This is a genomic window from Modestobacter sp. SSW1-42, assembly GCF_046635825.1.
In the GTDB taxonomy this organism is placed as follows: Bacteria; Actinomycetota; Actinomycetes; order Mycobacteriales; family Geodermatophilaceae; genus Modestobacter.
In genome coordinates, this window is record NZ_JBISCA010000003.1 from 189,083 (window position 1) to 211,472 (window position 22,390).

Sequence of the window (22,390 nt, forward strand, 5' to 3'; positions counted from 1 at the left end):
CCGTGCACTTCTCCGCATTCCTCACCAGCCGCTCCATGGCCCCCGAGCAGGACCGGGCGGTGACCCTGGCGATGATCCAGCACGCCACGGACGCCGAGCGGCTCGGCTTCGACGCCGTCTTCCTGCCCGACCACCACTTCACCGGCTACACCCCGCCGGCCAGCGACCCGATGATGTTCGCCGCCTACCTGACGGCCAAGCTGCCCCGGCTGCACCTCGGGTTCTCGGTGCAGACCATCCCGCTGCACCACCCGGTGCGCTTCGCCGAGCGGCTGAACATCATCGACCAGCTGACCGAGGGCAAGGTGCTGGTCGGGGTGGGCAGCGGCACGACCCCGGAGGAGATGATCGGCCTCGGGGTCAACTACAAGGACGCCGCGGAGCTGGCGATCAGCAACCTGGAGATCGTCGAGCGGCTGTGGGCCAAGAAGCCCACCGACGAGCCGGTCGTCTTCGACAACGGCCGCTACCAGGGCGCGGTCGTCTCCCGCATCGCGCCGGCGGCCTACTCGCCGGACGGCCCGCAGGTCATGTCCGTGGCGCTGCGTCCCAGCAGCGTCCAGCGGGCAGCGGAGAAGGCCCAGCCGGCGTTCATCCCGGCCTTCACCCCGCCCGGCTTCGACGGCGACCCGATGCCGCACCTGCGCCGCTACTTCGCCGCCTACCGCGACGCCCTCGAGGCGGCCGGCCACCCGGAGGAGAAGGTCGCCCACGCCCTGGAGTGGACGACGCACACCTACCAGCACGTGCACGTCGCCGAGACCGACGAGCAGGCCGAGGAGGAGTTCCAGCAGCTGATGGCCGAGTACCAGGAGGCCATCGACCACGAGTACGAGGCGAACAAGGCGGCGGAGGAGCTCAGCGGGGTCGACCTGCGTCGCGCGCCGGACGCCCGGGGCCCGGAGTACCAGGGCACCTGGTGCCTGCGCGGCAGCGTCGAGACCGTCACCGCGCACCTGGCCGAGATCAGCGACCTGGGCATCGGCAACTTCCTCGGGGGGTTCATGGGCGGCCCGCTGACGCCGGGCCGGCAGGAGCTGGGCACCCGCTCCATGGAGCTGTTCGCCACCCGCGTCATGCCCCGGTTCCGGTCCGCGTGACGCCGTCCGGGGGTGCGGCTGCCGGCGAGGACGTCCTCCGCGCGGTCCTGGCGCAGCTGGAGCCGGGGCGGCGGGCGGAGCTCACGGCGGGGGAGACCGGCTGGAGCACCGTGCCGGCCCCGGAGGTGGGCCTGCGCCCGGTCGTGCTGGTCGACGGGCCGCTGGGCCTGGTCAGCCCGACGTTCGACGAGCGGGACACCTCCCTGCTGCTGCCCTGCGGCACCGCGCTGGGCGCCACGTGGGACCCCGAGGTGGTCCGGGCGGTGGCCGCGGCCGAGGCGTCGGAGGCCCGGCGGCGCGGCTTCGACGGGGTGTACGCGCCGAACCTGAACCTGGCGCGGACCGGGCTGTCCGGGCGCACCTTCGAGATGCTCTCGGAGGACCCGCAGCTCGCGGGCGTGCTCGGTGCGGCGTTCGTGCAGGGCGTGCAGGGACAGGGGGTGGCCTCCTTCCCCAAGCACCTGGTCTGCAACGACACCGAGACCGAGCGGCAGCGGATGAGCGCGACCGTGGACCCGGTGACCCTGCGGGAGGTCTACCTGCGCCCCTTCGAGCTGGCCGTGCGCGCCGGCGCCTGGGGCGTGATGACCGCCTACAACGGCATCAACGGCGTGCCCTGCGCCGAGGACGCGGAGCTGTTGGGCGTCCTCAAGGACGAGTGGGGCTTCGACGGGCTCACGGTCTCGGACTACTTCGCGCTCAAGCAGACGATCGCGCCGGCGCTGGCCGGGCTGGACCTGGAGATGCCGGGTCCGGCGATCCACCTGGGCGCGCGGCTGGCCGCGGCCGTGGCCGCCGGTCAGGTGCCGCAGGAGCGGGTGGACGACGCCGTCCTCCGGCTGCTGCGGCTGGCCGGCCGGGTCGGGGCCCTGCCCGGGCACGACCGCGTGGTCGGCGCACCCGGGGAGCAGGTGGACCGCGAGCAGGCCGCGGACGTGCTCGCCGCCGCCGCGGCCGCCGCGTTCACCCTCGTCCGCAACGAGGGGCCGGTGCTCCCGCTGGACGGCGCGGGCACCGCCCGCCTCGCGGTGCTCGGCCCCAACGCCGACCGGCCCTGCTACCAGGGCGCGACCTTCGGCCGGATCCGGCCCGACCGCCCGCCGGTCGTGCCGCTGGACGCCCTCCGCGCGCGCTTCGCCGGCGAGGTCGTGCACGAGCCGGGCATCGCGCTGACCCGGCCCGAGCCGCTGGGCGCCTTCGCGGTGACCGCCCCGGACGGCACCCCCGGCGTGCTGCTCGAGCACCGGGTCGCCGACGCCGGCGCCGAGCCGGTCCTGACCGAGGTGCGCGGGGACAGCAGCTTCATCTGGTTCGGCACCGTGCCCGGGGTCGGCCCGACGACCCGGCCCGGCTCGCTGCGGCTGACCGCCGTCCTCACCCCGACCGTCAGCGGAGTCCACCTGCTGGGCGCCGGCGGCTCGGGGGACACCACGCTGACCGTCGACGGCCGCCCGGTGGCCGACCGGCCCGCGCCGGCGCCGCAGGACGTGATGGGCCAGGTGGCCCGCGCGGAGATGACCGCCGGCGAGGTGGAGCTGACCGCCGGGGTGCCGGTGACCGTGGTGGTCGAGATGCGCTCGGCGGGCTCGCGGGTGCAGGCACTGACCGTCGGCTGTCTGGCCCCGCAGCCCGCGGGCGCCCTGGCCCGCGCCGTCGGTGCCGCGGCGGGCGCCGACGCCGTCGTCCTGGTGGTCGGTGACGTGCTGGAGACCTCCCGGGAGAGCCGGGACCTCGAGGACTCCGCCCTGCCGGCCGCCCAGGAGGAGCTCATCCGGGCGGTCGCGGCGGTCAACCCGCGCACGGTCGTCGTGGTCAACGCCGGTCGTCCGGTGCACGCGCCCTGGGCCGAGGAGGTGGCCGCCGTGCTCTTCGCCTGGTTCCCCGGGGAGGAGTTCGGGCCGGCGCTGGCCGGTGTGCTCGCCGGGGACCGCGAGCCGGGCGGGCGGATGCCGGTCACCGTGCCGCTGCAGGACGCCGACCGCTCCACCTGGGGCGAGCAGCTCGACGCCGACCTGGCCCTGGACTACACGGCCACCGAGCCGGTCGGGTACCGGCACCTGCAGCGCACCGGGCGCCCGGCCCGCTTCCCGTTCGGCTCGGGTGAGGGCTACACCAGCTGGGAGGTGCGGGAGCCCGGGCTCACGGTCGACCGCGACGGGCCGGTGGTCCGCGCCGAGGTCGGCGTGACGGTGGTCAACACCGGTGCCCGGGCCGGCCGCGACGTGGTCCAGGTCTACGTGCAGGGCCCGGGCGAGGACTCCGCGCGGCTGGCCGGGTTCGCCGCGGTGCGGCTGGGCGCAGGGGAGAGCGCCCGGGTGGCGGTGACCCTGGACGAGCGGTCGTTCCAGCGGTGGGACGTCGGCGCCGGCTGGGTCGTGCCGGGCGGCCGGCACGCGGTCCGGGTCGGCCGCTCCTCGGCGGACCTGCCGCACGAGCTGGCCGTGGACCTGTGAGCGCCGCGGACCAGGCCGCGCCGGAGGCGGCACCGGGCCGGCGCAACCGGACGGGGATCGCCCTGGCGATCGCCTGTGCCACCCAGTTCATCAGCGTGCTGGACGTCTCGATCGTCAACGTCGCCCTGCCGGCGATGCGCACCGACCTGTCGCTGTCGGCGCCCGGTCTGCAGTGGGTGGTCAACGGCTACACCCTGACCTTCGCCGGCTTCCTGCTGCTGGGCGGCCGCGCCGCGGACCTGCTGGGCCGGCGCACCGTGTTCATCGCGGGGCTGCTGCTGTTCACCGTCTCCAGCCTGGCTGCGGGGCTGGCCCAGGAGGGCTGGCAGCTCGTGGCCGCCCGGGTGGTGCAGGGCCTCGGTGGTGCGGTGCTGGCGCCCACCGCGCTCAGCCTGGTGACCACCACGTTCACCGAGCCCGCCGCGCGGGCGCGCGCGCTGGCCGCGCTCACCGCGGGCGCGGGGGCCGGCGGCGCGCTCGGCGGCGTCATCGGCGGGGTGCTGACCGGGCTGCTCAGCTGGCGCTGGGTCTTCTTCGTCAACGTCCCGCTGGGGGCGCTGCTCGTCGCCGGGGCGCTGTGGGCGCTGCCCGGAGCGGTCCGGCAGCCGCTGCGGGGCAGGCTGGACCTGCCCGGGTCGGCCACCGTGACCACCGGCACCGCGGCGCTGGTGGCGGCCATCGTGGTCAGCGAGGAGCGCGGCTGGACGTCGACCCCGACGCTGTCGCTGCTGGCCGCCGCCGTCGTGCTGCTCACCGGGTTCGTGCTGCGCGAGCGCCGGGCGGCGCACCCGCTGGTGCCGTTGGCGGTGTTCCGGATCCGGTCGCTGGCCCTGGCCAACGGGCTGTCGGCGCTCATCGGCGGGGTGCTGCCGGCGACCATGTTCTTCCTGTCCCTGCACCTGCAGCAGGTACTGGGCATGAGCCCGCTGCGCGCCGGGGTGGCGTTGCTGCCCGGTGCCGCCGGCATCGCCGCCGGGGCGTGGGCGGCCTCCCGCCTCGTGGCCCGCGGGGCGAAGACGACCTTCATCGGGGGGTGCCTGCTCAGCGGCGCCGCGCTGGCGTGGCTGTCGGCGATCGACCCCGACGCCGGGTACGCCCTGCCCGTCGCCGTCCCGCTGTTCGCCGTGATGTTCGGCTTCGGGGTCTCCGGGCTGCCGCTGACCGTCGCCGCCACCTCCGGGGTCGGCCCGCACTGGGCCGGGCTGGCGTCCGGGCTGCTCAACACCGCCCGGCAGGTCGGCGGCGCCGTCGGCCTGGCGGCCCTGGTGACCCTCGCCGCGACCCGCACCGCCGGTCTGCTGGCCGGCGGGGGTGTGCCGGAGGACGCGGCCACCACCTCCGGCTTCGGCGTCGCGCTGCTCTGCGGCGCCGCGGTCATGGTGCTGGCGGCCCTCGGCGGGTCGGCCCTCCCGCGGGCGTCCCGTCCCGCCGCCCGCCCCGCACCGGTGCCGGGCGCATGACCGGCACCCTGCGGGCCGCCCCGCTCGCCTGCTCGCCGGAGGACCGGGGCGCGGCCACCGCGGCCACCGCGGCCGACCGGCTGGTCGCCGACGTCACCGCCCGGACCGGGCGCGCACCCGGCGCGGTGTGGTCGGTGCCAGCGGTCCTGCCGCTGCTGGGTGGTGCCGAGCCCGGCCGGACCGCCGCGGTGTTCACCACCGTGGACCGCCGCGCGCTGGTCGCCGTCGGGCGGTGGCCGGCAGGCGGGACGGACCTGCTGGCCGAGGACGACGGTGCGCCCGTGCCGCCGCTGCTGCGACCCTCCGCCGAGCGCGTGGCCCGTGGCCTCGCCGCGCAGCAGCCCGGCGCGGGGCCGGCCACCGGCGGGCCGGCGCGCGGGGTGGTGGCCGCGGAGCTCGAGGCCGCCCTCGCCGGCCCCGGCACCGCGGTGGCCGTGCGTGCCGACGGGGCGGTCTGCGTCCCCGTCCCACCGGGCGTCGGCGCCGGCGGGTGGTCCCTGCTGCTGCTGGACTCCGGGCAGCGCGACCCGGCTCCGGCCGCGGGCCGCAGCCGCCTGCACGCCGCCGGCGGGAGGCACGCGCGCCTGGCCCGGTGGTCCGCGGCCGAGGAGGCCCGGGTCACCGCGGCGGTGGCCGCCCTGCGCGCCGGTGACCTGGACGCCGTCGGGCAGCTGATGACGGCCTCGCACGTCGGCGCCCGCGAGGACCTGCGGCTGTCCTCGGCGCAGGTCGAGGCGACGGTGGCCGCGGCCCTGGGCGCCGGCGCCGCCGGGGCGCGGCTGGTGGAGGCGGCCTTCTGGGGCCCGGTGCTCGCCCTGGTGCCGGCCGCGCGGGTGGAGGACGTGGCTGCCGCGGTCCGCGAGTCGGCGGCCCGCCTGGGCTTCCCCTGCCCGTGGGCGACGCGGCTGGGGCCGGGCGTCCGGGCCCGGCGGGTCCGGTGAGGACGTGACGACACGGGGGAGGCGCCTTCCGTACGGTCGCGGCGTGGAGAACACCAACGCCTACGTCCGCGAGCCCAAGCAGGAGCGCAGCCGGCTGTCCTTCGACCGGGCCGTGGACGCCGCGGTGTCGCTGCTGGTGGAGCGGCGCGCGGCCACGTTCACCCTCGCCGAGGTGGCCGAGCGGGCCGGGGTCTCCACCGGCTCGATCTACGGCCGGGTCGACAGCAAGGACGACCTGCTGCGCACGGCGCACGCGCGCGAGATGACCCGGATGTCGGTCGAGCAGACCGAGGCCCTGACCGCCGACGCGCCAGAGGGGGAGACCTTCCCGGAGACGGTGAGCCGGCTGGTGCACACCGCCGGGGACCTGCTGCGCCGCAACGCCGGCGTCCTGGCGCCCTTCATGGTCATGGGCCCCCATGACCCGGTCATCGCCGAGCTCGGCCAGCGCAGCTACCGCGAGTTCAGCGACGCCTTCAGCGCAGCGCTCCTCGCGCGGGACGAGATCACCCACCCCGAGCCCGCACGCGCGGCCGCCTGGAGCTGCACGGTGGTCTACAGCGTGCTCGCCCGCTGGCTGGGCCTGGGCAGCGCGCCCGACGCGGCCGGCGAGGGGGACTGGGACGTCATCCTCGACGACCTCGCCGAGATGGTCACCGCCTTCCTCACCGGCGCCCCCCGCGGCTGAGCCACCGCGACGCCGCACCGCTCGAGGACTTGAGCGGAGCACCTGCCAGAGAATAGAATCCGAACACCGGTTCTGATCTAGTGGGCGGAGTGTCGAACGCCCCGCCGCGCCACTGCTCGACCCCGGGTCCGACACCGACGTCCCCCACCGCCGACCGAGAGCAGGCCACGTGTACCAACTGTCCCCGAACATCGAGCTCCTCTTCACCGAGGCCGGGCCCGCCCACGCCGACCGGGTCCGTGCGGCCGCGGCCGCGGGCTTCGACGCCGTCGAGATGTGGGGCACCGCCGAGAAGGACGTGCCGGCCATCGCGCAGGCGCTGGCCGACACCGGTGTGTCCATGACGGCCGTGCTGGCCGAGCCACGCACCAACTTCGCGCTGCCGTGGGAGACGATGGACGCCTTCTTCGAGGGGCTCGACCGCGGCGTCGAGGCCGCCCGGACGCTCGGCTGCCCGCGCATCGTGCTGCAGTCCGGCGTCGGGTTCGGTGGGGCCAAGCGCTCGGTCAACCACGAGCGGCTGGTCGGCATCTACGCCCAGGCCGTCGAGCGGGTGCAGGGCTCGGGCGTCGCGCTCGTGCTGGAGCCGGTCAACACCCGGGTCGACCACCCCGGCACACTGCTGGACTTCACCGCCGACGCCGTCCTGGTCGCCCGGGCGGTCGGGTCGGACTCCTTCGGCCTCCTGTACGACCTCTACCACTCCCTGACCCAGGGCGAGGACCCCGTGGCCGAGCTCGCGAACGCCGGCGACCTCGTGCACTACGTGCAGGTCGCCGACGTCGCCGGGCGCGGCGAGCCGGGCAGTGGGGACGTCGACTGGGCCGCGCGCCTGGCCGACCTGCGCGCCGCCGGCTACGACGGCCCGATCGGCCTGGAGTACGTCCCGACCACGGAGACGACGGCCTCGGTGGCCCACGTCCGCGCCGTCGCGGCGGACGCGTGATGAGCGCCCCGACCGAGCGCGCGGTCAAGTGGAGCTACATGGACCACTGGCGCAGCAACGGCCCGTCCGGGCCGGTCGACCAGTGGCACTCCCACAAGACGATGTCGGCGTTCCTCAAGCAGGTGAAGGCGGTCGGCTTCGACGCCATCGACACCTTCGACTTCCGCATCTGGCAGATGTACGGCGACTACGGCGGCCCGGCGAAGTACCAGGAGATGGTCACCGACCACGGCCTGGAGCGGATCGTGAACACCTTCCACGCCGCCGACTACGACGTCCGCACCTACGCCCCGCACGTCCCCGAGACGCACGCGAACATCCTCGAGGACTTCCGGGTCACCATGGGCCGCTGGTCGGAGATCCAGCTGGACAACATCATCGTGATGCCGGCGACCCTGTACCACGACATGGAGCCGGTCACCGAGGACAAGCTCAAGACCACCGCGGAGCTGTGGAACAAGGTCGGGGAGATCACCGCCGGGTACGGCGTCAAGCTCACCTGCCACCACGAGTTCTTCTGCGGCATCCAGTCCGAGGCCGACATCGAGACGTTCTACTCCTACACCGACCCGGAGTACGTCCACCTCTTCCTGGACACCGCCCAGCACTGCATCGCCTCGGTCGACCCGGTCGCGCTCTACCGGCGGCACGCGTCCCGGGTCAGCGGTTTCCACTTCAAGGACACCCACGACGTCGCGACCGGCGACGACCACCGGCACCGGCCGGACTCCGAGATCATGGCGCCGACCACCGGCAAGTGGTTCTACGAGATGGGCACGCCCGAGGGCCGGGTGGACTTCGAGGCGATGATGACCGCCGTCCGGGACGAGGGCTACCGCGGCTGGATCAGCGTCGAGCACGACAAGGCCAACAAGCAGGGCGGCGACTACTCGGAGGCCACGGCCGTCTCCCGCTGGTACGCCAAGAACGTCCTCGAGAACATCTACCGGTAGGGGCGCGACATGACCGACATCCAGTGGGGCTACGCGCTCAACCAGTGGAAGCCCCAGTTCGACGACTTCGTGCGCCGCGAGGAGCACGAGCGGGCACTGAAGACGATGTCCATCGCCGGGTTCACGGGTGTGGAGCTGACGGCGGCGAGCGGGCGGTGGGAGCCCTTCGGCAACCCGCAGCAGGTGGCGGCGAACTTCGGGTCGCTCGCCGGGTTCCGCGCGTTCCTCACCGACTGCCGGGTGGACGCCGTCCCGGCCTGGTTCTACGACCCCCAGCAGCGGTTCCACGAGACGCTGACGGCGGCGCTGTCGCCGCTGGTGGAGGGGGACGTGGCCGGGATCGTGGAGAAGGCCGAGTGGTTCGCCGCCGCCCTGGCCGAGCTCGGCGGCACGGTGCTGTCGGTGCGGGCCGCGCCCTCGGGCTGGGACGTGCCGGCCGACGCCGAGGACGTCGTCGGCCGGCTCGCCGCCTGCTGGGACGCCGTCGGGCGGGCCACCGCGCGCCACGGTGTGCGCACCGCGCTGCACGTGGACTTCCTGTCCTGGTTGCGCCGTCCCGGCACGCTGGACGACCTGCTCGCGGCCACCGACGCCGGCCTCGTCGGGCTGACGCTGGACACCGGCGAGCTGACGGTCGCCGGCATCGACCCGCTGGCGGTCCTGCAGCGGCACGCCGGACGCGTCTGGCACGTGCAGTTCAAGGACGCGTTCGCCGTCGACGAGGCGCAGGAGTACCTGCAGCCGCACGCGGAGTACTCGGTGCGGGTGCAGGGTGGCGCGCGGGAGGTGCCCCGCTGGTTCGGTGAGCCCGGCACCGACGGCGGGCTGGTCGACTTCCCGGCGCTCACCCGCGCCCTCGTCGCGGCCGGGTACGCGGGCTGGGTCGTGGTGGAGAGCGACCAGAGCCCGCACCCGGCGCAGAGCGCGCTGGTGGCCGGCTACACGGTGCAGCGCGAGCTCCGCCCGCTCGTGGAGGCCGGCGGCGCGACGCGGTGACCCACGTCCGCAGGCCCCTCCGGGGGGGGGGGGGGGGGCCTGCGGACGTGCACGAAGGGGCGGCGGTCCGGCTGGACCGCCGCCCCTTCGTGCGTCCTGATCAGTTGACGACGTGCAGCTGGTCCATCCACGTGACCTGCCACGCGTGGCCGTCGGGGTCGGTGAAGCTCCCGGTGACGCTGGTCCCGTCCTCCGGCGCGGGCGCCCCGGGACGGCCACCGGCGGCGAGCGCCCGGTCGACCAGTTCGTCGACGCCGGCGCGCTCGTCCACGGTGAGGCGGTGGACGGCCGTCGGCGCGGAGCCCGGTCCGGGCACGTCCCCGGCGACGAGCGCGGCGAAGGAGTCCCTGACCAGCAGCTGGACCACGATGTCGTCGGCGAGGACGACGGCGGCGGTGTGCTCGTCCGAGGAGTGCTCGTTGACGCCGAACCCCAGCGCCTCGTAGAAGGCGCGGGAGGTGGGCAGGTCCTGCACGGGCAGGACCACGAAGAGCATGGGCACGGGAGTGAGCTCCTGTCTGGAGGGGTGGACGGGGAGGTCAGTCCCGGGTGGCGAGCTCGGCGAAGGTGTCGGCGACCCAGTCGGCGACGAAGGTGCTCACGTGCGGCAGGTGGTCGAGGCCGATGTGCTCGGTCGCGCCCTCCTCGGGGGTGAAGACCCGCAACTCGACCTTGGGGGAGTTGACCGCCTGCTCCTGCGAGCGGTGCGCCATGGCCAGCGGGATCTGCCGGTCGTTGGCGCCGTGGGCGATGAGGAACGGCACGGTGATCTGCTCTACGACGCCGTCCAGGTTCACCCCGTCGGCGAAGTCGAGGAAGGGGTCGAGGTGGTCCTCGTCGCCGTCGAAGCCCCAGACCCACAGCACGTGGCTCCAGTAGTGGGGGACCGGGCGCTCGCCCTCGCGCTCACGCCGGCGGCGCTGCACCGCGCCCCAGTCGTGGTTGGCGCCCCACGCCACGCAGAGCGCGAACCGCTTCTCGAACGCGGCCGCGCGCGGGGCGTAGTAGCCGCCCAGCGACCAGCCGGTGATGCCGATCCGGCGCGCGTCGACGTCCGGACGCGTCTCCAGCCAGTCGACGGCCGCCCCGGCCCACGCCTCGGTGTCGATGCGCGCGGTGAGGCCCTGCAGCCGCAGCGCCTCACCGGTGCCGGGCTGGTCGAGCATCAGGCAGGAGATGCCGCGGGCGGCCAGCTCCTCCCAGTGCCCTGAGGAGTACATGTGCTCCTTGGTCGAGTCCAGCCCGTTGACCAGCACGATCACCGGCGCGGGCCCGTCGTCGGTGGCCGGTGCCTGGCTGAAGTAGGCCGGCAGCGTGGTGCCCTCGTACGGGACGGCGACCCGGCTGACCCGGGGGCTGTGCAGGTCGAACGCCTTCTGCGCCAGCTCCAGCAGCCGCCGGTAGCTGGGCACCCGCTCCGGGTCGGCGTGCGACAGCATCCGCTCGGCCTGGGCGAGGTAGTTGGTGGCGCGGGCGTACAGCTGACCGGCCGTGCGGGTGTGCCCGGCCTTCTCCGCCTCCTCGGCCTGGCCGACCAGCTGCTCGGTGAGCGCGGTCCAGGCCCGGAGGAAGTCCGGTGTCCCGGCGTCCTCGCCGGCGTTGGCGGCGTCCTTGATCGGCCGGCAGGCGCGGTCGACCTCGTCGATGAGGCCGCCGGAGTTCAGCGTCGCGACGACGCCGAGGTTCCAGGTGTAGGGGCCGGTGGGGAAGTACTCGAACACGGGTGTCCTCTCGGTGCCGTCGGTCAGACGGGACGGGTGCGGGGGCGGGGTCGGGCGGGGGGGACCGGGGGCAGCTCGACCCCGGCGACGACGCGGTTGCGGAGGGTGCCGATGCCCTCGACGGTCATCTCGACCACGTCGCCGGGCTGCAGCGGCGGGGGAGCGTCCCCGCCGCGGGTGCCCCACAGCTCGGCCAGGCAGCCGCCGTTGCCGCAGGTGCCCGAGCCCAGGACGTCGCCGGCGCGCACCTGCGTCCCGCGGGAGGCGTAGCTGATGAGCTCCTCGAACGGCCAGCCCATGTTCGACAGCAGGTCCCGGCCGACCTCGGCGCCGTTGACCGACACCCGCAGGTCCAGGGCCAGGAAGCCCTCGGCGTCCCGGTAGGGCTCCAGCTCGTCGGCGGTCACGAGCCAGGGCCCCAGCGTGGTCGCGGAGTCCTTGCCCTTGGCCGGGCCGAGGCTGACCTTCATCTCCCGGGCCTGCAGGTCGCGGGCGGACCAGTCGTTGAGCACCGTGTAGCCGAACACGTGCTCGCGGGCCTGCTCGGGGGTCAGCGAGGCGCCGTCCCGCCCGACGACGACCGCGACCTCGAGTTCGAAGTCGAACCGCTGCGACCCGGGCGGGACGGCGACGTCGTCGTGCGCGCCGACGAGCGCGTACGGGTTGGTGAAGTAGAACGTCGGCGCCTGGTACCACTCCGGTGGCACGTCGGCGGCGCCGTCGATCGCCTTGCGGACGCCCTCGACGTGCTCCTCGAAGGCGACGAAGTCCCGCACGGTCGGGGCCTGCAACGGGGGCAGCAGCCGCACGTCGGCCAGCGGCACCGACGGCCCGGTCAGTGCCGCAGCACCCGCCTCCCGGGCCGCGGGCAGTCCGGCGCGGACCAGGTCGAGCACCGTCGTCCCGTCCGGGAGCGGGTGGACGCCGGCGTCGGAGACGACGCCGGCCGAGACCGACCCGTGCCGCTCGTAGGTGGCGAAGCGCATCAGACCGGCGGGGCCACGAACAGGCCCTTGTCCGGGTCGTTGAACGAGCGCTGGGCGACGAACTCGTTCATCGCGTTCGCGGTGCCCCACTGGTCGCTGACCTCGGGGTTGGAGAAGTCGTAGAGGTGCGGGTGCCAGGTGTCCTCGTCCAGCACGTCGAGCTCGGTCGTGTACTCGACGGTGTTGCCGTGCGGGTCGAGGAAGTAGCTGAAGGTGTTGTTGCCGGCCATGTGCCGGCCCGGGCCCCAGATCTTCTCGACCCCGGCGCGCAGCAGCCGGCCGGTGCCGCGCATGTACTCGTCGATGCCGCGCAGCTCGAAGGAGGCGTGGTGCAGCGAGGCGTGCGGACCGCGGGCGACGGCCAGGCTGTGGTGCCAGGCGTTCGTGCGCATGAACCACATCATGTTGCCCATCCGCGGGTGCATCAGGGTGTCCGACAGGGCGAAGGCCAGGTGCTGCTCGTAGAAGGCGACGGTGCCCTCGGGGTCCCGCGAGTTGAGGACGACGTGGGACAGGCGCACCGGGATCGACTCACCCTCCTCGATCGTCCGGTGCTGCCGGGCTTCGACGTCGGAGCTGATCTCGACGGTGCGGCCCTCGTTGTCGAAGAACCGGAAGCCGTACCCGCCGCCGGGGGTCTGCAGCACGTCGGGCTCACCGATCAGCGGGACCCCGGCCCCGGCGATCTGCGCGGCCAGCGTGTCGACGTCCGCGCGGTTGGCGGCACCGAAGGAGATCAGGTCGATCCGCTTGTCGGCGGCCTGCCGCAGCCGCACGATGTACTGCTCCGGCGACCCCTCGGCGGCCAGGTAGGCCAGGCCGGAGTCGGTGTGCTCTGTCTTCAGTCCCCAGGTGCCGGAGTAGAAGCCGAGCTGCTTGTCGAAGTCGGGCACGGCGAGGTCGACGTGCCGCAGGTGGGTGATCAGCCGCTGACGGGGCTGGGTCTCGGTCATGGTGGGTCGTCTCCGTGTTGTTCCGGCCGCCTCCCGGGTCCCGCCCTGGGCCTGCGAGGGGTGGGGAGGAGGGGGTCCTTGATCAGGCGGGCTGGCTGGTGAGCGCGGCGATGGAGCGCATGAGCGCGGGGACGTCGCCCCGGACGTGGTCGAGTTGCCACTGGGCGAGGGTGTTGGAGGCCTCGACGACGGTGCGGGCGCGGTCGACGCGCCGGCGGTGGAACTCGTCCCACAGCTCCTGGTCGAGGGTGGTGTGCTCCGTGAGCAGCGCACCCAGCACCGCGGCGTCCTCCAGCGCCATGGCCCCGCCCTGCGCGATGGTCGGCGGGCAGGTGTGTGCGGCGTCGCCGATGAGCACCACCCGGCCGCGGTTCCACGGCTCCTCGAGCAGGTGGGTCTCGAACCAGGTGTAGTTGACCTGGGAGGCGTCGGTCAGCTGCTCGCGGACCTCGTCCCACGGTCCGTGGTAGGCCAGCGACAGCTCCTTCATCGTGGCCAGCTGCTCGTCGGGGGACATGTCGCTGCGGTCGACGGCCGGCTCGACGATGTAGGCGTAGAGCGAGTCCTCACCGGTGGGGCAGTAGCCGGCGATGAAGGAGGGCCCGCCGTAGAACAGGTCGGTCCGGGTCACGCTGGCCGGCCGCGGGCCGAAGGCCCGCCAGATCCCCATGCCCATCGACCGGGTCTCCAACTGGACGCCGATCGCCCGCCGCGTGTACGAGCGGAGGCCGTCGGCGGCCACGACCAGGTCGTAGCGCCCGGTCGACCCGTCGGACAGGGTCACCGCGACGCCGGTGTCGTCCTGGGTGAGCTCGGTGAAGGTGGTGCCGAAGCGCACCCGGACCCCGACCTCCACGGCCCGGTCGACGAGGATCCGGGCCAGTTCCGGACGGGGCATGCCGAGGGCCGCGGGGAGGTCCGGGCCGCCGGTCTTGGCGTCCGGGACCTCGGCCACGACCGTGCCGAACGGGTCGGGTGCCCGGATCCCGGTGACGTCGAAGGGGTAGCCGGCCGCGCGCACCCGGTCCCAGACGCCCAGGGTGCGCAGCTCGCGGAGCGCGTTGCCCTGCAGCGTGATGCCGGAGCCGAGTGCCCCGACGGCCGGCTTGATCTCGATCAGGTCGACTGCCACCCCGCGGAGGGCGAGGTGGACGGCGGTGGCGGTGCCGGCCAGGCCGCTGCCGACGACCAGGACGTTGTCCACTGCGGGCATCGGTGTGCTCCTACTTGACGGCGATCGGGTTGACCGGGGCGCCGACGGCGCCGGTCACGGGCAGGGGGGCGGCGGTGAGGAGGAAGTCCCACACGCCGTCGGCTGCGCAGTCGGCGGCGAGGGCGTCCAGGTCCCACATCTCGCCGAGGTAGAGCCCGATGTTGGGGATGCAGACCTGGTGCAGCGGCTGGAAGGCCACGTCGAACTCGTTGGGCCGCACCTCGAAGCCCCAGGTGTCGGTGGCGATGCCGGCGATCTCGGTGCCGTGCAGCCAGTCGGCGGTGGTGAACGACAGCCCGGGGGAGGCCCCGCCGGCGTAGTCGCCCCACCCGCGCCCCTCGGCGATGTCGCGGCGGGCCCGGGTGAGCCGGCCGGTGCGCACCAGCAGCAGGTCGCCGCGCCCGACCCGGGCGCTCTCGCCCTGGGCGGCGATGGTGGCCTGCAGGTGCTCGGTGGTGATGGCGAAGCCGTCGGGCAGCTCGCCGTCGGTGCCGACCGCGCGGCCGACGTCGAGCAGCACGCCGCGGCCGGTGATGTGCGCGGCGGCCGTCTGGATGCCGGTGACCAGGTCGCCCTCGCTCGTGACGACGTCGCCGGCCCGGCGGCCGTTCCAGGCCCTGCCGTGGTCGAAGATGTGGCCGAGGCCGTCCCACTGGGTGGAGCACTGCAGCGGCATGGCGATGACGTCGTCGGCGCCGCCGATGCCGTGCGGGAAGCCCTGGTTGCCGCGCTCGGCGTCGGTGCCGGTGTCGGTCATCGTGTGCACCGGGTTCGTGCGCCGCCGCCAGCCCTTCTGCGGGCCGTCGGTGTCGAAGCTCTGGGCGAGGGAGAAGCTGACCCCGCGGTGGACCAGCTGGGCGCCCTCCACGCGCTTGTCCTCGGTCAGGAAGTTGAGCGTGCCGAGCACGTCGTCGGGGCCCCACCGTCCCCAGTTGGAACAGCGGGCCACGGCGGCCGCGATCGCCCCCTCCGGGTCGGTGCGGTCGAGCGGGGCGATCTGCGGCACTGCGGTCTGGGACACGTCGGGTTCCTCCTCGAAGCGACGCGGACCACATTCCGGGCCGCCGGGTGATCGAGGAAGACGAAACTCCTTATGAACGGCATCAGGGGGGTGGATACTCCCGGCCGTGAACCTCGCCCGGCTCGACCTGAACCTGCTGGTGTCGCTGGACGCGCTGCTCCAGCAGCGCAGCGTCACCCGGGCTGCGGCGCAGATGGGGCTCAGCCAGCCGGCGCTGTCGGCCTCGCTGGGCCGGTTGCGCCGGCACTTCGGCGACGACCTGCTCACCCGGGTGGGCAACGAGTACCGGCTGACGCCGCTGGCGCTGCAGTTGCGCGAGCTGGTGCGGATCGCACTGTCCGGCGCCGAGCGGGTCTTCGACGCCCAGCCCGACTTCGACCCGGCGTCCTCCACCCGGGAGTTCACCGCGCTGGTCAGCGACTACGTGGTCGTCGTCCTCGGCGACACCCTGGCCGCGCTGCTGGCCGAGGAGGCCCCGCACACCCGGCTACGGCTCACCCCGCACTCGCCGGCGATGGTCGAGCGGGCCGAGCAGGTCCTGCTGGGCGGGGACGTGATGATGCTCCCGCACGGGTTCGTCCACGACATGTCGCACCTGGACCTCTACCAGGACGAGTGGGTGTGCGTGGTGTCGGCGGACAACCCGGTCGCCGACGAGGGGCTCACGACCGAGCACCTCCGGACCATGCCCTGGGTGCTCACGTACCACGGGCCGGCGGCCTCCACCCCGGCCGCGCTGCAGATGCGCATGCTCGGCATCGAGCCGCGGGCCCAGGTGATCACCGAGAACTTCATCACCGTGCCCGGCCTCGTGGCCGGCAGTGACCGGATCGCGCTGCTCCAGCGGCGACTGGTCGACCTGCTGCCGCTGGGCAGCGGCATCCGCCCGCTGCCGTGCCCGTTCGAGGTCGGACCGCTGATGGAGGCCATGTGGTGGCACCCGGCCCTGGACGACGACCCGGAGCACCGCTGGTTCCGCGACGTGATCAGCCGGGCCGCCGAGCAGGCGGTCGGGTCACCTCATCTACCGGGGTGATGACCCGGTTCAGCGACCCTGATTTCCGCCCCGGCGCACTCGTCCCGCACACTGCGGATGTGTTGCAGGTCACCGGCGACCTGCACGCTCCACCGGAGGTGCCCCGTGTCCGAGGCGACTGCGACGTTCGACGACGTCATCGGCCCGATCCGCGCGGAGTTCGCGCTCTGCCCGGTCACCGGGCAGCTGGCGGGTCGCCGCAGCGGGCGCCTGGCCCGGCTGCTGCGCGGGCTGGCCGTGCTCGGCTGCGTCCAGGGCCACGCGATGCTCACCCCGGCCGCGACCGGCATCCACCACGCTGATGGCCGGCCCGGGAGGGGATGACCTGACCCCGGTCCCCGCCGCGGCGGGGACCGGGGTCCTGGCGCTCGCGGCAGTCAGAACGGGTAGGCAGGCAGGTCCCCGCGCAGCGTCACCCACTGGGTCTCGGTGAAGGCCTCGATGTTGGCCTGCGGGCCGCCGTGCCGGGAGCCGGTGCCCGACGCCCCGACGCCACCGAAGGGGGCGACCGCCTCGTCGTTGACCGTCTGGTCGTTGATGTGCACCAGCCCGGCGGGGATCCGCTCGGCCAGCTGCAGCCCGGCGTAGACGTCGCGGGTGAGGATGCCCAGCGACAGCCCGTACTCGGTGCCGGCGGCCAGCTCGGCCACCTCGTCGACCGAGGAGAACGGCGTCACCGGGGCGACCGGACCGAAGATCTCCTGCTGGTAGGCCGGGGCCTCCACCGGGACGTCGCCGAGCACGGTCGGCCGGTAGAACAGCCCGTCGTAGGTGCCGCCGGTGCGCACCGTGGCCCCGGCGTCGACGCTGGCGGTGACCAGCCCGTGCACCCGGTCGCGCTGGCCGGCGTCGATGACCGGGCCGAGGGCCACGGAGTCGCGGAACGGGTCGCCGACCGGGAGGTCCTTGACCTTGTCGGTGAGGACCTGGGTGTACTCCTCGGCGATCGAGGCGTGCACCAGGTGCCGGGACGTCGCCATGCAGATCTGGCCGGAGTGGGCGAACGTGCCCCACGCCCCGACCGAGGCGGCCGCGGTCACGTCGACGTCGGGCATGACGATGAGCGCGGAGTTGCCGCCCAGCTCCAGGTGCGCCCGCTTGAGGTGCTGCCCGGCCAGCGCGCCGACCGCGCGGCCGGCCTTGGTCGAGCCGGTGAAGGCGATGACCCGCACCGCGGGGTCCACCACGAGCGCCTCGCCGACGTCGGCGCCGCCGGGCAGCACCTGGAAGACCCCCTCCGGGACGCCGGCCTGCTCGAACAGGGCGGCGAACATCGCGCCACCGGAGACCGCCGTCCGCGGGTCGGGCTTCAGGATGACGGCGTTGCCCAGCGCGAGCGCGGGGGCGATGGCCCGGATCGCCAGGATGGTGGGCACGTTGAACGGTGCGATCACGCCGACGACGCCGACCGGGACGCGCCGGGCGAACGACAGCCGCGGCGAGCCGGTGCGCAGCAGCTCCCCGTACGGGTGGCTGGGCAGCGCGGACGCCTCGTAGCACTCCTGCGCGCTGGTGTGCACCTGGAAGTCGCCGAAGGGGAGGATCGACCCGGACTCCCGGGCCAGCCAGCCCTTGACCTCGTCGGCGGAGGCGGCCAGCAGGTCGCCGGCCCGCCGCAGCACCGCCGCGCGCTGCTCGAACGGCAGCGCCGCCCACCCGCGCTGGGCCTGCGCCGCCCGGGCGCCGGCCTCCTCGACGTCCGCAGGCGTGGCCTTGCCGACCTCGCCGAGCTCCTCGCCGGTGGCCGGCTCGACCGCGGGGTACGTGCCGCCGGCGCCGTCGGTCCACGCGCCGGTCCAGACCTTGCCGCGCCATGCGCCGTCCTCGAGCAGTGCCATGTCAGGTCCTCCTGGTGGGTCGTCGTGCGGGGTCGTGCGGGGATCAGTGATGGGCGCGCAGCTCGGCCAGGATCGGCCGGGCCACCGCCAGCGCGTGGTTGGCCGCGGGCACGCCGGCGTAGACGGCGGTGTGCAGGCACACCTCGGCGATCTCCTCGTCGGTGAGCCCGTTGTTCACCGCCGCCCTCACGTGCAGGGCGAACTCGTCCCAGTGCCGCAGCGCGGCGGTGATCGCCAGGGTGAGCATGCTGCGCTCGCGCCGGCCGAGCCCGGGCCGCTGCCACAGGTCGCCCCAGGCCACCCGGGTGATGAAGTCCTGGAAGTCGGCGGTCAGCGGCGTGACGGCGGCGACGGCCCGGTCGACGTGGGCGTCGCCGAGCACCTCCCGGCGCACCCGCATGCCGGCCGCGCGGCGCTGCTCGTCGGTCTCCAGCGGTCCGGTCTCCAGCGGTCCGGTCTCCAGCGGGTCGGTCACGGGGTGCCTCCGGTGGCGTGGGCGATCAGGGCGTCGGTGACCGCGTCGGGCTGCTCGAGGTTGGCCAGGTGCGCGGCCGGGCTGAGGCGGAGCAGCCGCGCGCCCGGGACGCCCTCGGCGATGGCCTGCTGGTGCTCCGGCGGCACCGCCTGGTCCTCGGCGCCGGACACCACCAGCGTCGGTGCGGTGATCCGGTGCAGGTCACGGCGCTGGTCCATCGCGGCGATCGCCGCGCAGCAGCCGGCGTAGCCCTCGTCGTCCGCGGCCGCGACCATCGCCTGCAGCCGGGTCACCAGGTCGGGGTGGGCGGCGGCGTACGGCGGGGTGAGCCAGCGGGCGACCACCCGCTCGGCGATGGTGGCGCTGCCCTCGGCGCGGACGGTGCGTGCCCGGTCCGCCCAGCTGTCGGCGTTGCCGGTGTGCGCGGAGCTGCACAGCACCGCCAGCGTGAGCACCCGCTGCGGCTCGCGCACCGCCAGCCGCAGCCCGGTCATCCCCCCGATCGAGACCCCGGCGACGTGCGCCCGCGCCACGCCGAGCCGGTCCAGCAGCGCCACGACGTCGTCGGTCAGGTCGTCGATCGTGAGGTCGCCCCGGGACGACGGCGAGCGGCCGTGCCCGCGGGTGTCGTAGCGGACCACCCGGAACCGCTCGGTGAGCGCGGGCACCTGCGGGTCCCACATCGACAGGTCCGAACCGAGGGAGTTCGACAGCAGCAGCACCGGGGCGTCGTCCGGGCCCTCGACGACGGCGTGCACGTCCAGCGCGGTCACGGCGCTCCTGTCTGGTCGGCGATCACGTGGGCGGCGAGCGCGGCGTCGGTCTGGGCACCGGCCTCGCCGACGTCGGGGGTGGTGTCGGCGAGCAGCGCGGCGCCGTCGACGTCGCCGCGCGCCAGCACCAGGTCGGCCAGCGGGCGGCCGGTGGTGGCCGCCTCGCGCACCGCGGCGGCCGCGGCGTCGTGCGCGGCGCCGGCGCCGAGCGCGGGGGTGAGCGCCTCGGTGAGCGCCCGGGCCAGCTGCGGGTCGCCGGCGGCGGCGACGGTGGCGGCCATCCGGTCGGTGTCCAGCCGCAGCGAGGCCAGGCACTCGGTGAGCCAGGAGGCCGCCGACCCGACGGTGGCCAGCAGGTCGGTCAGCGTCGGCCACTCGGCGTGCCAGGTGCCCGCGCCCCGCTCGTGCTCCTGCTCCATCGCCGCGTACAGGGTCGCGACCAGGCCGGGGGCGCGGCGGGCGCAGGCGCGGGCGGAGATCGCGGCGACCGGGTTGCTCTTGTGCGGCATCGCCGACGACCCGCCCCGGGACCCGGACACCTCGCTGACTTCGGCCACCTCGGTCTGGGCGAGCAGGACGACGTCGACGGCGATCGTGGCGACCACCCCGGCCGCAGCGCCCAGCACCCCGGCGACGTCGGCGATCGGCAGCCGCACCGTCGACCACGGGACGGCGGTGGTGACCAGGCCGAGCTCGGCGGCCAGCTCGCGGCGCAGGTCGAGCCCGGACCCGGAGCTCGCGGCCAGGGTGCCCACCGCGCCGCCGTACTGCACCGGCAGCGCCGCGGTCACCGCGCGGATCCGGGAGCGGGCGCCGTCGAGCCCGGCCAGCCAGCCGGCGGCCTTGAACCCGACGGTGACCGGCAGCGCCTGCTGCAGCAGGGTGCGCCCCATCAGCACGTCGTCGCGGTGCTCGGTGGCCAGCCGCGCGCACGCGTCCGCGGCGGTGCCGAGGTCGGTGTCGATGAGCTGGAGCCCGCGCCGGGCCAGCAGCACCGCCGCGGTGTCCACGACGTCCTGACTGGTGGCGCCGACGTGCACCGCCCGCGCGGCGTGCGGGCCGACGGCGTCCTGCAGCGCCCGCACCAGTGGGGGCACGGGGTTGCCGGCGTCGCCTGCTGCGGCGGACACGGCGGCGAGGTCGAGCCGGGAGGGGTCGGCGCAGACCCGGCTGACCTCGTCGGCGGCGGTCGCGGCGACCAGCCCGACCCGGGCGGCGGCGCGGGCCAGCGCGCCCTCCACCTCCAGCAGCGCGACGAGCCAGAGGTCGCCGTCCGTGGCGGGGACCGGGCCGCGGGCGAAGGTCGCGTCCAGGAGGTTCACGCGGGCATCCTGCCCCGGGCGGCGCTCACACCGCGAAGAAGACGGTCTCGACCATGCCCCGGGCCGTGCAGTCCTGCAGGTGGACGTCGAGGACGTAGCCGTCGTCGGTGGCCCGGGCAATCAGCGTCCGGCGCGCGTCGTCGTCGGGCAGGGCGGCCAGCACCGGGTCGGCGGCGTTGGCCTCGGCCTCGTCGGCGAAGTAGATCCGGGTGACCACCCGGTCGAGCAGGCCTCGGGCGAACACCGAGACGTCGACGTGCGGGGCCTGCCAGCCGCCCGCGCCGTCGGGCACCGGGCCGGGCTTGAGGGTGCGCACCGCGTAGGCGCCGCCGTCGACGGTGTCCGAGCGGGCGAAGCCGCGGAAGCCGGGCACGGTCACCGCACCGCGCGGGTCGTCGGGGTGGGCGAAGCGCCCGTCCGGGTCGGCCTGCCAGGTCTCGACCATCGCGTCGGGCACCACGTCGCCGTTGCCGTCGAACACCCGGCCGCGCAGCCAGATCGCGCCCGGGGTGCCCTCGGCGACCGCGTACGGGCCGTCGGGCCAGGTCAGCCCGATCGCGAGGTAGGGCCCGACGGTCGCGCTGGGCGTGGTGCCCAGCCGGAACGGCTCGTCGAGGAAGCCGCTGCCCCGGCGGGGGGTGCCCGGGACCCGGTCGTTGTCCTCCCGCGCGCCGCGCACGAGGGGGGACAGGTGCGGGCTGCTCATGCGACATCTCCGTCGTCGTCGGTCTCGAACGGCGTCTGGTCGGTGCCTCGCAGGACGATGTCCCACTGGAAGGCCAGCGCCCAGTTGTCCTGGGTGCGCTCCAGGTCGAACCGGCTCACCGCCCGGTGCCGGGCGGTCGGCGGGATCGCGTTGTAGATCGGGTCCTGGCCGAACAGCGGGTCGTCGGGGAAGTACATCTGGGTCACCAGCCGCTGGGTGAAGGCCGTCCCGAAGAGGCTGAAGTGGATGTGCGCCGGCCGCCACGCGTTGTGGTGGTTGCCCCACGGGTAGGCGCCGGGCTTGATCGTCGTGAACTCGTAGCGGCCCAGGGCGTCGGTGACCACCCGGCCCAGCCCGTCGAAGTGCGGGTCCAGGGGGGCCGGCCAGTTGTCGACGACGTGCCGGTAGCGGCCGGCGGCGTTGGCCTGCCACACCTCGACCAGCGCGTGCGGCACCGGGCGGCCGTCGCTGTCGAGCACCCGCCCGAACACGATGATCCGCTGGCCCTGCGCCTCCCCGCCCGTCCGCAGCGTGAGGTCGGCGTCGGCGGCGGTGACCCGGTCCTCGCCCAGCACCGGGCCGGTGACCTCGGTGAGCCGGTGGGGCAGGTCGACGGGTGTGCGCAGCGGGGCGCGCAGGCCGGTGCTGCGGTACCCGGGGAAGGCCACCGGCGTGCGGCTGCCCTCCGGTTCGCGCCCGTACCGCGGGAGCACCAGGGCGCTCTCCTGCGGCGGTCGGGGGTCGCGCGATGTGGTCCCGGTCATACTCGCCGACGGTAGGGCGTCGCAGTACGGTGCCCAAGCAGGGAC

General features: G+C 74.8%; 22 protein-coding genes. 10 read left to right on the forward strand and 12 right to left on the reverse strand.

The window, feature by feature from the left end; all coding sequences use genetic code 11:
* The first annotated feature begins 2 nt into the window (after nt 1-2).
* The 8 genes from ACGBYP_RS11150 to ACGBYP_RS11185 all read left to right on the forward strand — a co-directional run bounded on the left by ACGBYP_RS11150 (nt 3) and on the right by ACGBYP_RS11185 (nt 9,537).
* Nucleotides 3-1,100 carry an LLM class flavin-dependent oxidoreductase gene (locus tag ACGBYP_RS11150; protein ID WP_411584009.1) on the forward strand — a complete coding sequence of 366 codons (1,098 nt, stop codon included), beginning with the start codon at nt 3-5 and terminating at the stop codon, nt 1,098-1,100.
* The gene (locus tag ACGBYP_RS11155) at nt 1,097-3,553 is read left to right on the forward strand and encodes a beta-glucosidase family protein (protein ID WP_411584011.1); all 2,457 of its coding nucleotides are present in this window, start codon (nt 1,097-1,099) and stop codon (nt 3,551-3,553) included. The genes ACGBYP_RS11150 and ACGBYP_RS11155 overlap by 4 nt, the downstream gene beginning before the upstream one ends.
* Nucleotides 3,550-5,013, forward strand: coding sequence for an MFS transporter (locus ACGBYP_RS11160; RefSeq protein WP_411584013.1), 1,464 nt, complete (start codon nt 3,550-3,552; stop codon nt 5,011-5,013). The genes ACGBYP_RS11155 and ACGBYP_RS11160 overlap by 4 nt, the downstream gene beginning before the upstream one ends.
* Nucleotides 5,010-5,954: a hypothetical protein gene (locus tag ACGBYP_RS11165; RefSeq protein ID WP_411584015.1), complete on the forward strand. Its 945-nt coding sequence runs from the start codon at nt 5,010-5,012 to the stop codon at nt 5,952-5,954. Before ACGBYP_RS11160 ends, ACGBYP_RS11165 begins: the two co-directional genes overlap by 4 nt.
* A gap of 43 nt (nt 5,955-5,997) precedes the next feature.
* Nucleotides 5,998-6,642 carry a TetR/AcrR family transcriptional regulator gene (locus ACGBYP_RS11170; protein WP_411584016.1) on the forward strand — a complete coding sequence of 215 codons (645 nt, stop codon included), beginning with the start codon at nt 5,998-6,000 and terminating at the stop codon, nt 6,640-6,642.
* A gap of 169 nt (nt 6,643-6,811) precedes the next feature.
* Entirely contained in the window at nt 6,812-7,588 is a 777-nt protein-coding gene (locus tag ACGBYP_RS11175) for a TIM barrel protein (protein ID WP_411584018.1), read from the forward strand.
* Nucleotides 7,588-8,541 carry a sugar phosphate isomerase/epimerase family protein gene (locus tag ACGBYP_RS11180; protein WP_411584020.1) on the forward strand — a complete coding sequence of 318 codons (954 nt, stop codon included), beginning with the start codon at nt 7,588-7,590 and terminating at the stop codon, nt 8,539-8,541. The genes ACGBYP_RS11175 and ACGBYP_RS11180 overlap by 1 nt, the downstream gene beginning before the upstream one ends.
* 9 nt (nt 8,542-8,550) lie before the next feature.
* Nucleotides 8,551-9,537 carry a sugar phosphate isomerase/epimerase family protein gene (locus ACGBYP_RS11185; RefSeq protein WP_411584022.1) on the forward strand — a complete coding sequence of 329 codons (987 nt, stop codon included), beginning with the start codon at nt 8,551-8,553 and terminating at the stop codon, nt 9,535-9,537.
* 100 nt (nt 9,538-9,637) lie between these two features.
* Here ACGBYP_RS11185 and ACGBYP_RS11190 read toward each other — a convergent pair whose 3' ends face one another.
* The 6 genes from ACGBYP_RS11190 to ACGBYP_RS11215 form a co-directional block, all read right to left on the reverse strand.
* The gene (locus tag ACGBYP_RS11190) at nt 9,638-10,033 is read right to left on the reverse strand and encodes a VOC family protein (RefSeq protein ID WP_411585220.1); all 396 of its coding nucleotides are present in this window, start codon (nt 10,031-10,033) and stop codon (nt 9,638-9,640) included.
* A gap of 43 nt (nt 10,034-10,076) precedes the next feature.
* Nucleotides 10,077-11,258, reverse strand: a complete 1,182-nt coding sequence (locus ACGBYP_RS11195; protein ID WP_411584024.1) for an alpha/beta hydrolase family protein — start codon at nt 11,256-11,258, stop codon at nt 10,077-10,079.
* Nucleotides 11,259-11,281: 23 nt separating this feature from the next.
* Complete coding sequence (locus ACGBYP_RS11200) at nt 11,282-12,244, reverse strand: fumarylacetoacetate hydrolase family protein (RefSeq protein WP_411584025.1); 963 nt, start codon at nt 12,242-12,244, stop codon at nt 11,282-11,284.
* Nucleotides 12,244-13,197 carry a VOC family protein gene (locus ACGBYP_RS11205; protein WP_411584027.1) on the reverse strand — a complete coding sequence of 318 codons (954 nt, stop codon included), beginning with the start codon at nt 13,195-13,197 and terminating at the stop codon, nt 12,244-12,246. The genes ACGBYP_RS11200 and ACGBYP_RS11205 overlap by 1 nt, the downstream gene beginning before the upstream one ends.
* An 82-nt stretch (nt 13,198-13,279) precedes the next feature.
* Nucleotides 13,280-14,410 carry an FAD-dependent oxidoreductase gene (locus ACGBYP_RS11210; RefSeq protein ID WP_411584029.1) on the reverse strand — a complete coding sequence of 377 codons (1,131 nt, stop codon included), beginning with the start codon at nt 14,408-14,410 and terminating at the stop codon, nt 13,280-13,282.
* Between the two features lie 10 nt (nt 14,411-14,420).
* Nucleotides 14,421-15,431 carry a cyclase family protein gene (locus tag ACGBYP_RS11215; protein ID WP_411584031.1) on the reverse strand — a complete coding sequence of 337 codons (1,011 nt, stop codon included), beginning with the start codon at nt 15,429-15,431 and terminating at the stop codon, nt 14,421-14,423.
* Between the two features lie 106 nt (nt 15,432-15,537).
* Between ACGBYP_RS11215 and ACGBYP_RS11220 the strand changes: the two genes are divergently transcribed.
* Nucleotides 15,538-16,467, forward strand: a complete 930-nt coding sequence (locus ACGBYP_RS11220; RefSeq protein ID WP_411584033.1) for a LysR family transcriptional regulator — start codon at nt 15,538-15,540, stop codon at nt 16,465-16,467.
* Between the two features lie 105 nt (nt 16,468-16,572).
* On the forward strand, nt 16,573-16,791 hold the full coding sequence (locus ACGBYP_RS11225) for a hypothetical protein (protein ID WP_411584035.1): 219 nt from the start codon (nt 16,573-16,575) through the stop codon (nt 16,789-16,791).
* Between the two features lie 53 nt (nt 16,792-16,844).
* Here the strand turns inward: ACGBYP_RS11225 and ACGBYP_RS11230 are convergent, their stop codons facing one another.
* From ACGBYP_RS11230 to pcaH, 6 genes are read right to left on the reverse strand one after another with little or no spacing between them, the layout of a single operon-like run.
* A complete protein-coding gene (locus tag ACGBYP_RS11230; protein ID WP_411584037.1) occupies nt 16,845-18,305 on the reverse strand; it encodes an aldehyde dehydrogenase family protein in 1,461 nt (486 codons plus the stop codon).
* Nucleotides 18,306-18,348: 43 nt separating this feature from the next.
* Entirely contained in the window at nt 18,349-18,780 is a 432-nt protein-coding gene (gene pcaC / locus ACGBYP_RS11235) for a 4-carboxymuconolactone decarboxylase (RefSeq protein WP_411584039.1), read from the reverse strand.
* Complete coding sequence (gene pcaD / locus ACGBYP_RS11240) at nt 18,777-19,553, reverse strand: 3-oxoadipate enol-lactonase (RefSeq protein WP_411584040.1); 777 nt, start codon at nt 19,551-19,553, stop codon at nt 18,777-18,779. The genes pcaC and pcaD overlap by 4 nt, the downstream gene beginning before the upstream one ends.
* Nucleotides 19,550-20,875: a 3-carboxy-cis,cis-muconate cycloisomerase gene (pcaB, locus tag ACGBYP_RS11245; RefSeq protein WP_411584042.1), complete on the reverse strand. Its 1,326-nt coding sequence runs from the start codon at nt 20,873-20,875 to the stop codon at nt 19,550-19,552. Before pcaB ends, pcaD begins: the two co-directional genes overlap by 4 nt.
* Nucleotides 20,876-20,900: 25 nt before the next feature.
* The gene (gene pcaG / locus ACGBYP_RS11250; RefSeq protein ID WP_411584044.1) at nt 20,901-21,581 is read right to left on the reverse strand and encodes a protocatechuate 3,4-dioxygenase subunit alpha; all 681 of its coding nucleotides are present in this window, start codon (nt 21,579-21,581) and stop codon (nt 20,901-20,903) included.
* Nucleotides 21,578-22,345, reverse strand: a complete 768-nt coding sequence (pcaH, locus tag ACGBYP_RS11255) for a protocatechuate 3,4-dioxygenase subunit beta (protein WP_411584046.1) — start codon at nt 22,343-22,345, stop codon at nt 21,578-21,580. The genes pcaG and pcaH overlap by 4 nt, the downstream gene beginning before the upstream one ends.
* Nucleotides 22,346-22,390 lie beyond the last annotated feature (45 nt).

Excerpts from the sequence above, each read along its gene's own strand:
- ACGBYP_RS11180 (WP_411584020.1), top strand. The coding sequence starts at position 7,588 with ATGAGCGCCCCGACCGAGCGCGCGGTCAAGTGGAGCTACATGGACCAC.
- ACGBYP_RS11210 (WP_411584029.1), bottom strand. The coding sequence starts at position 14,410 with ATGCCCGCAGTGGACAACGTCCTGGTCGTCGGCAGCGGCCTGGCCGGC.
- ACGBYP_RS11185 (WP_411584022.1), top strand. The coding sequence starts at position 8,551 with ATGACCGACATCCAGTGGGGCTACGCGCTCAACCAGTGGAAGCCCCAG.
- ACGBYP_RS11165 (WP_411584015.1), top strand. The coding sequence starts at position 5,010 with ATGACCGGCACCCTGCGGGCCGCCCCGCTCGCCTGCTCGCCGGAGGAC.
- pcaH (WP_411584046.1), bottom strand. The coding sequence starts at position 22,345 with ATGACCGGGACCACATCGCGCGACCCCCGACCGCCGCAGGAGAGCGCC.
- ACGBYP_RS11205 (WP_411584027.1), bottom strand. The coding sequence starts at position 13,197 with ATGACCGAGACCCAGCCCCGTCAGCGGCTGATCACCCACCTGCGGCAC.
- ACGBYP_RS11190 (WP_411585220.1), bottom strand. The coding sequence starts at position 10,033 with ATGCTCTTCGTGGTCCTGCCCGTGCAGGACCTGCCCACCTCCCGCGCC.
- ACGBYP_RS11230 (WP_411584037.1), bottom strand. The coding sequence starts at position 18,305 with ATGGCACTGCTCGAGGACGGCGCATGGCGCGGCAAGGTCTGGACCGGC.
- ACGBYP_RS11200 (WP_411584025.1), bottom strand. The coding sequence starts at position 12,244 with ATGCGCTTCGCCACCTACGAGCGGCACGGGTCGGTCTCGGCCGGCGTC.
- pcaG (WP_411584044.1), bottom strand. The coding sequence starts at position 21,581 with ATGAGCAGCCCGCACCTGTCCCCCCTCGTGCGCGGCGCGCGGGAGGAC.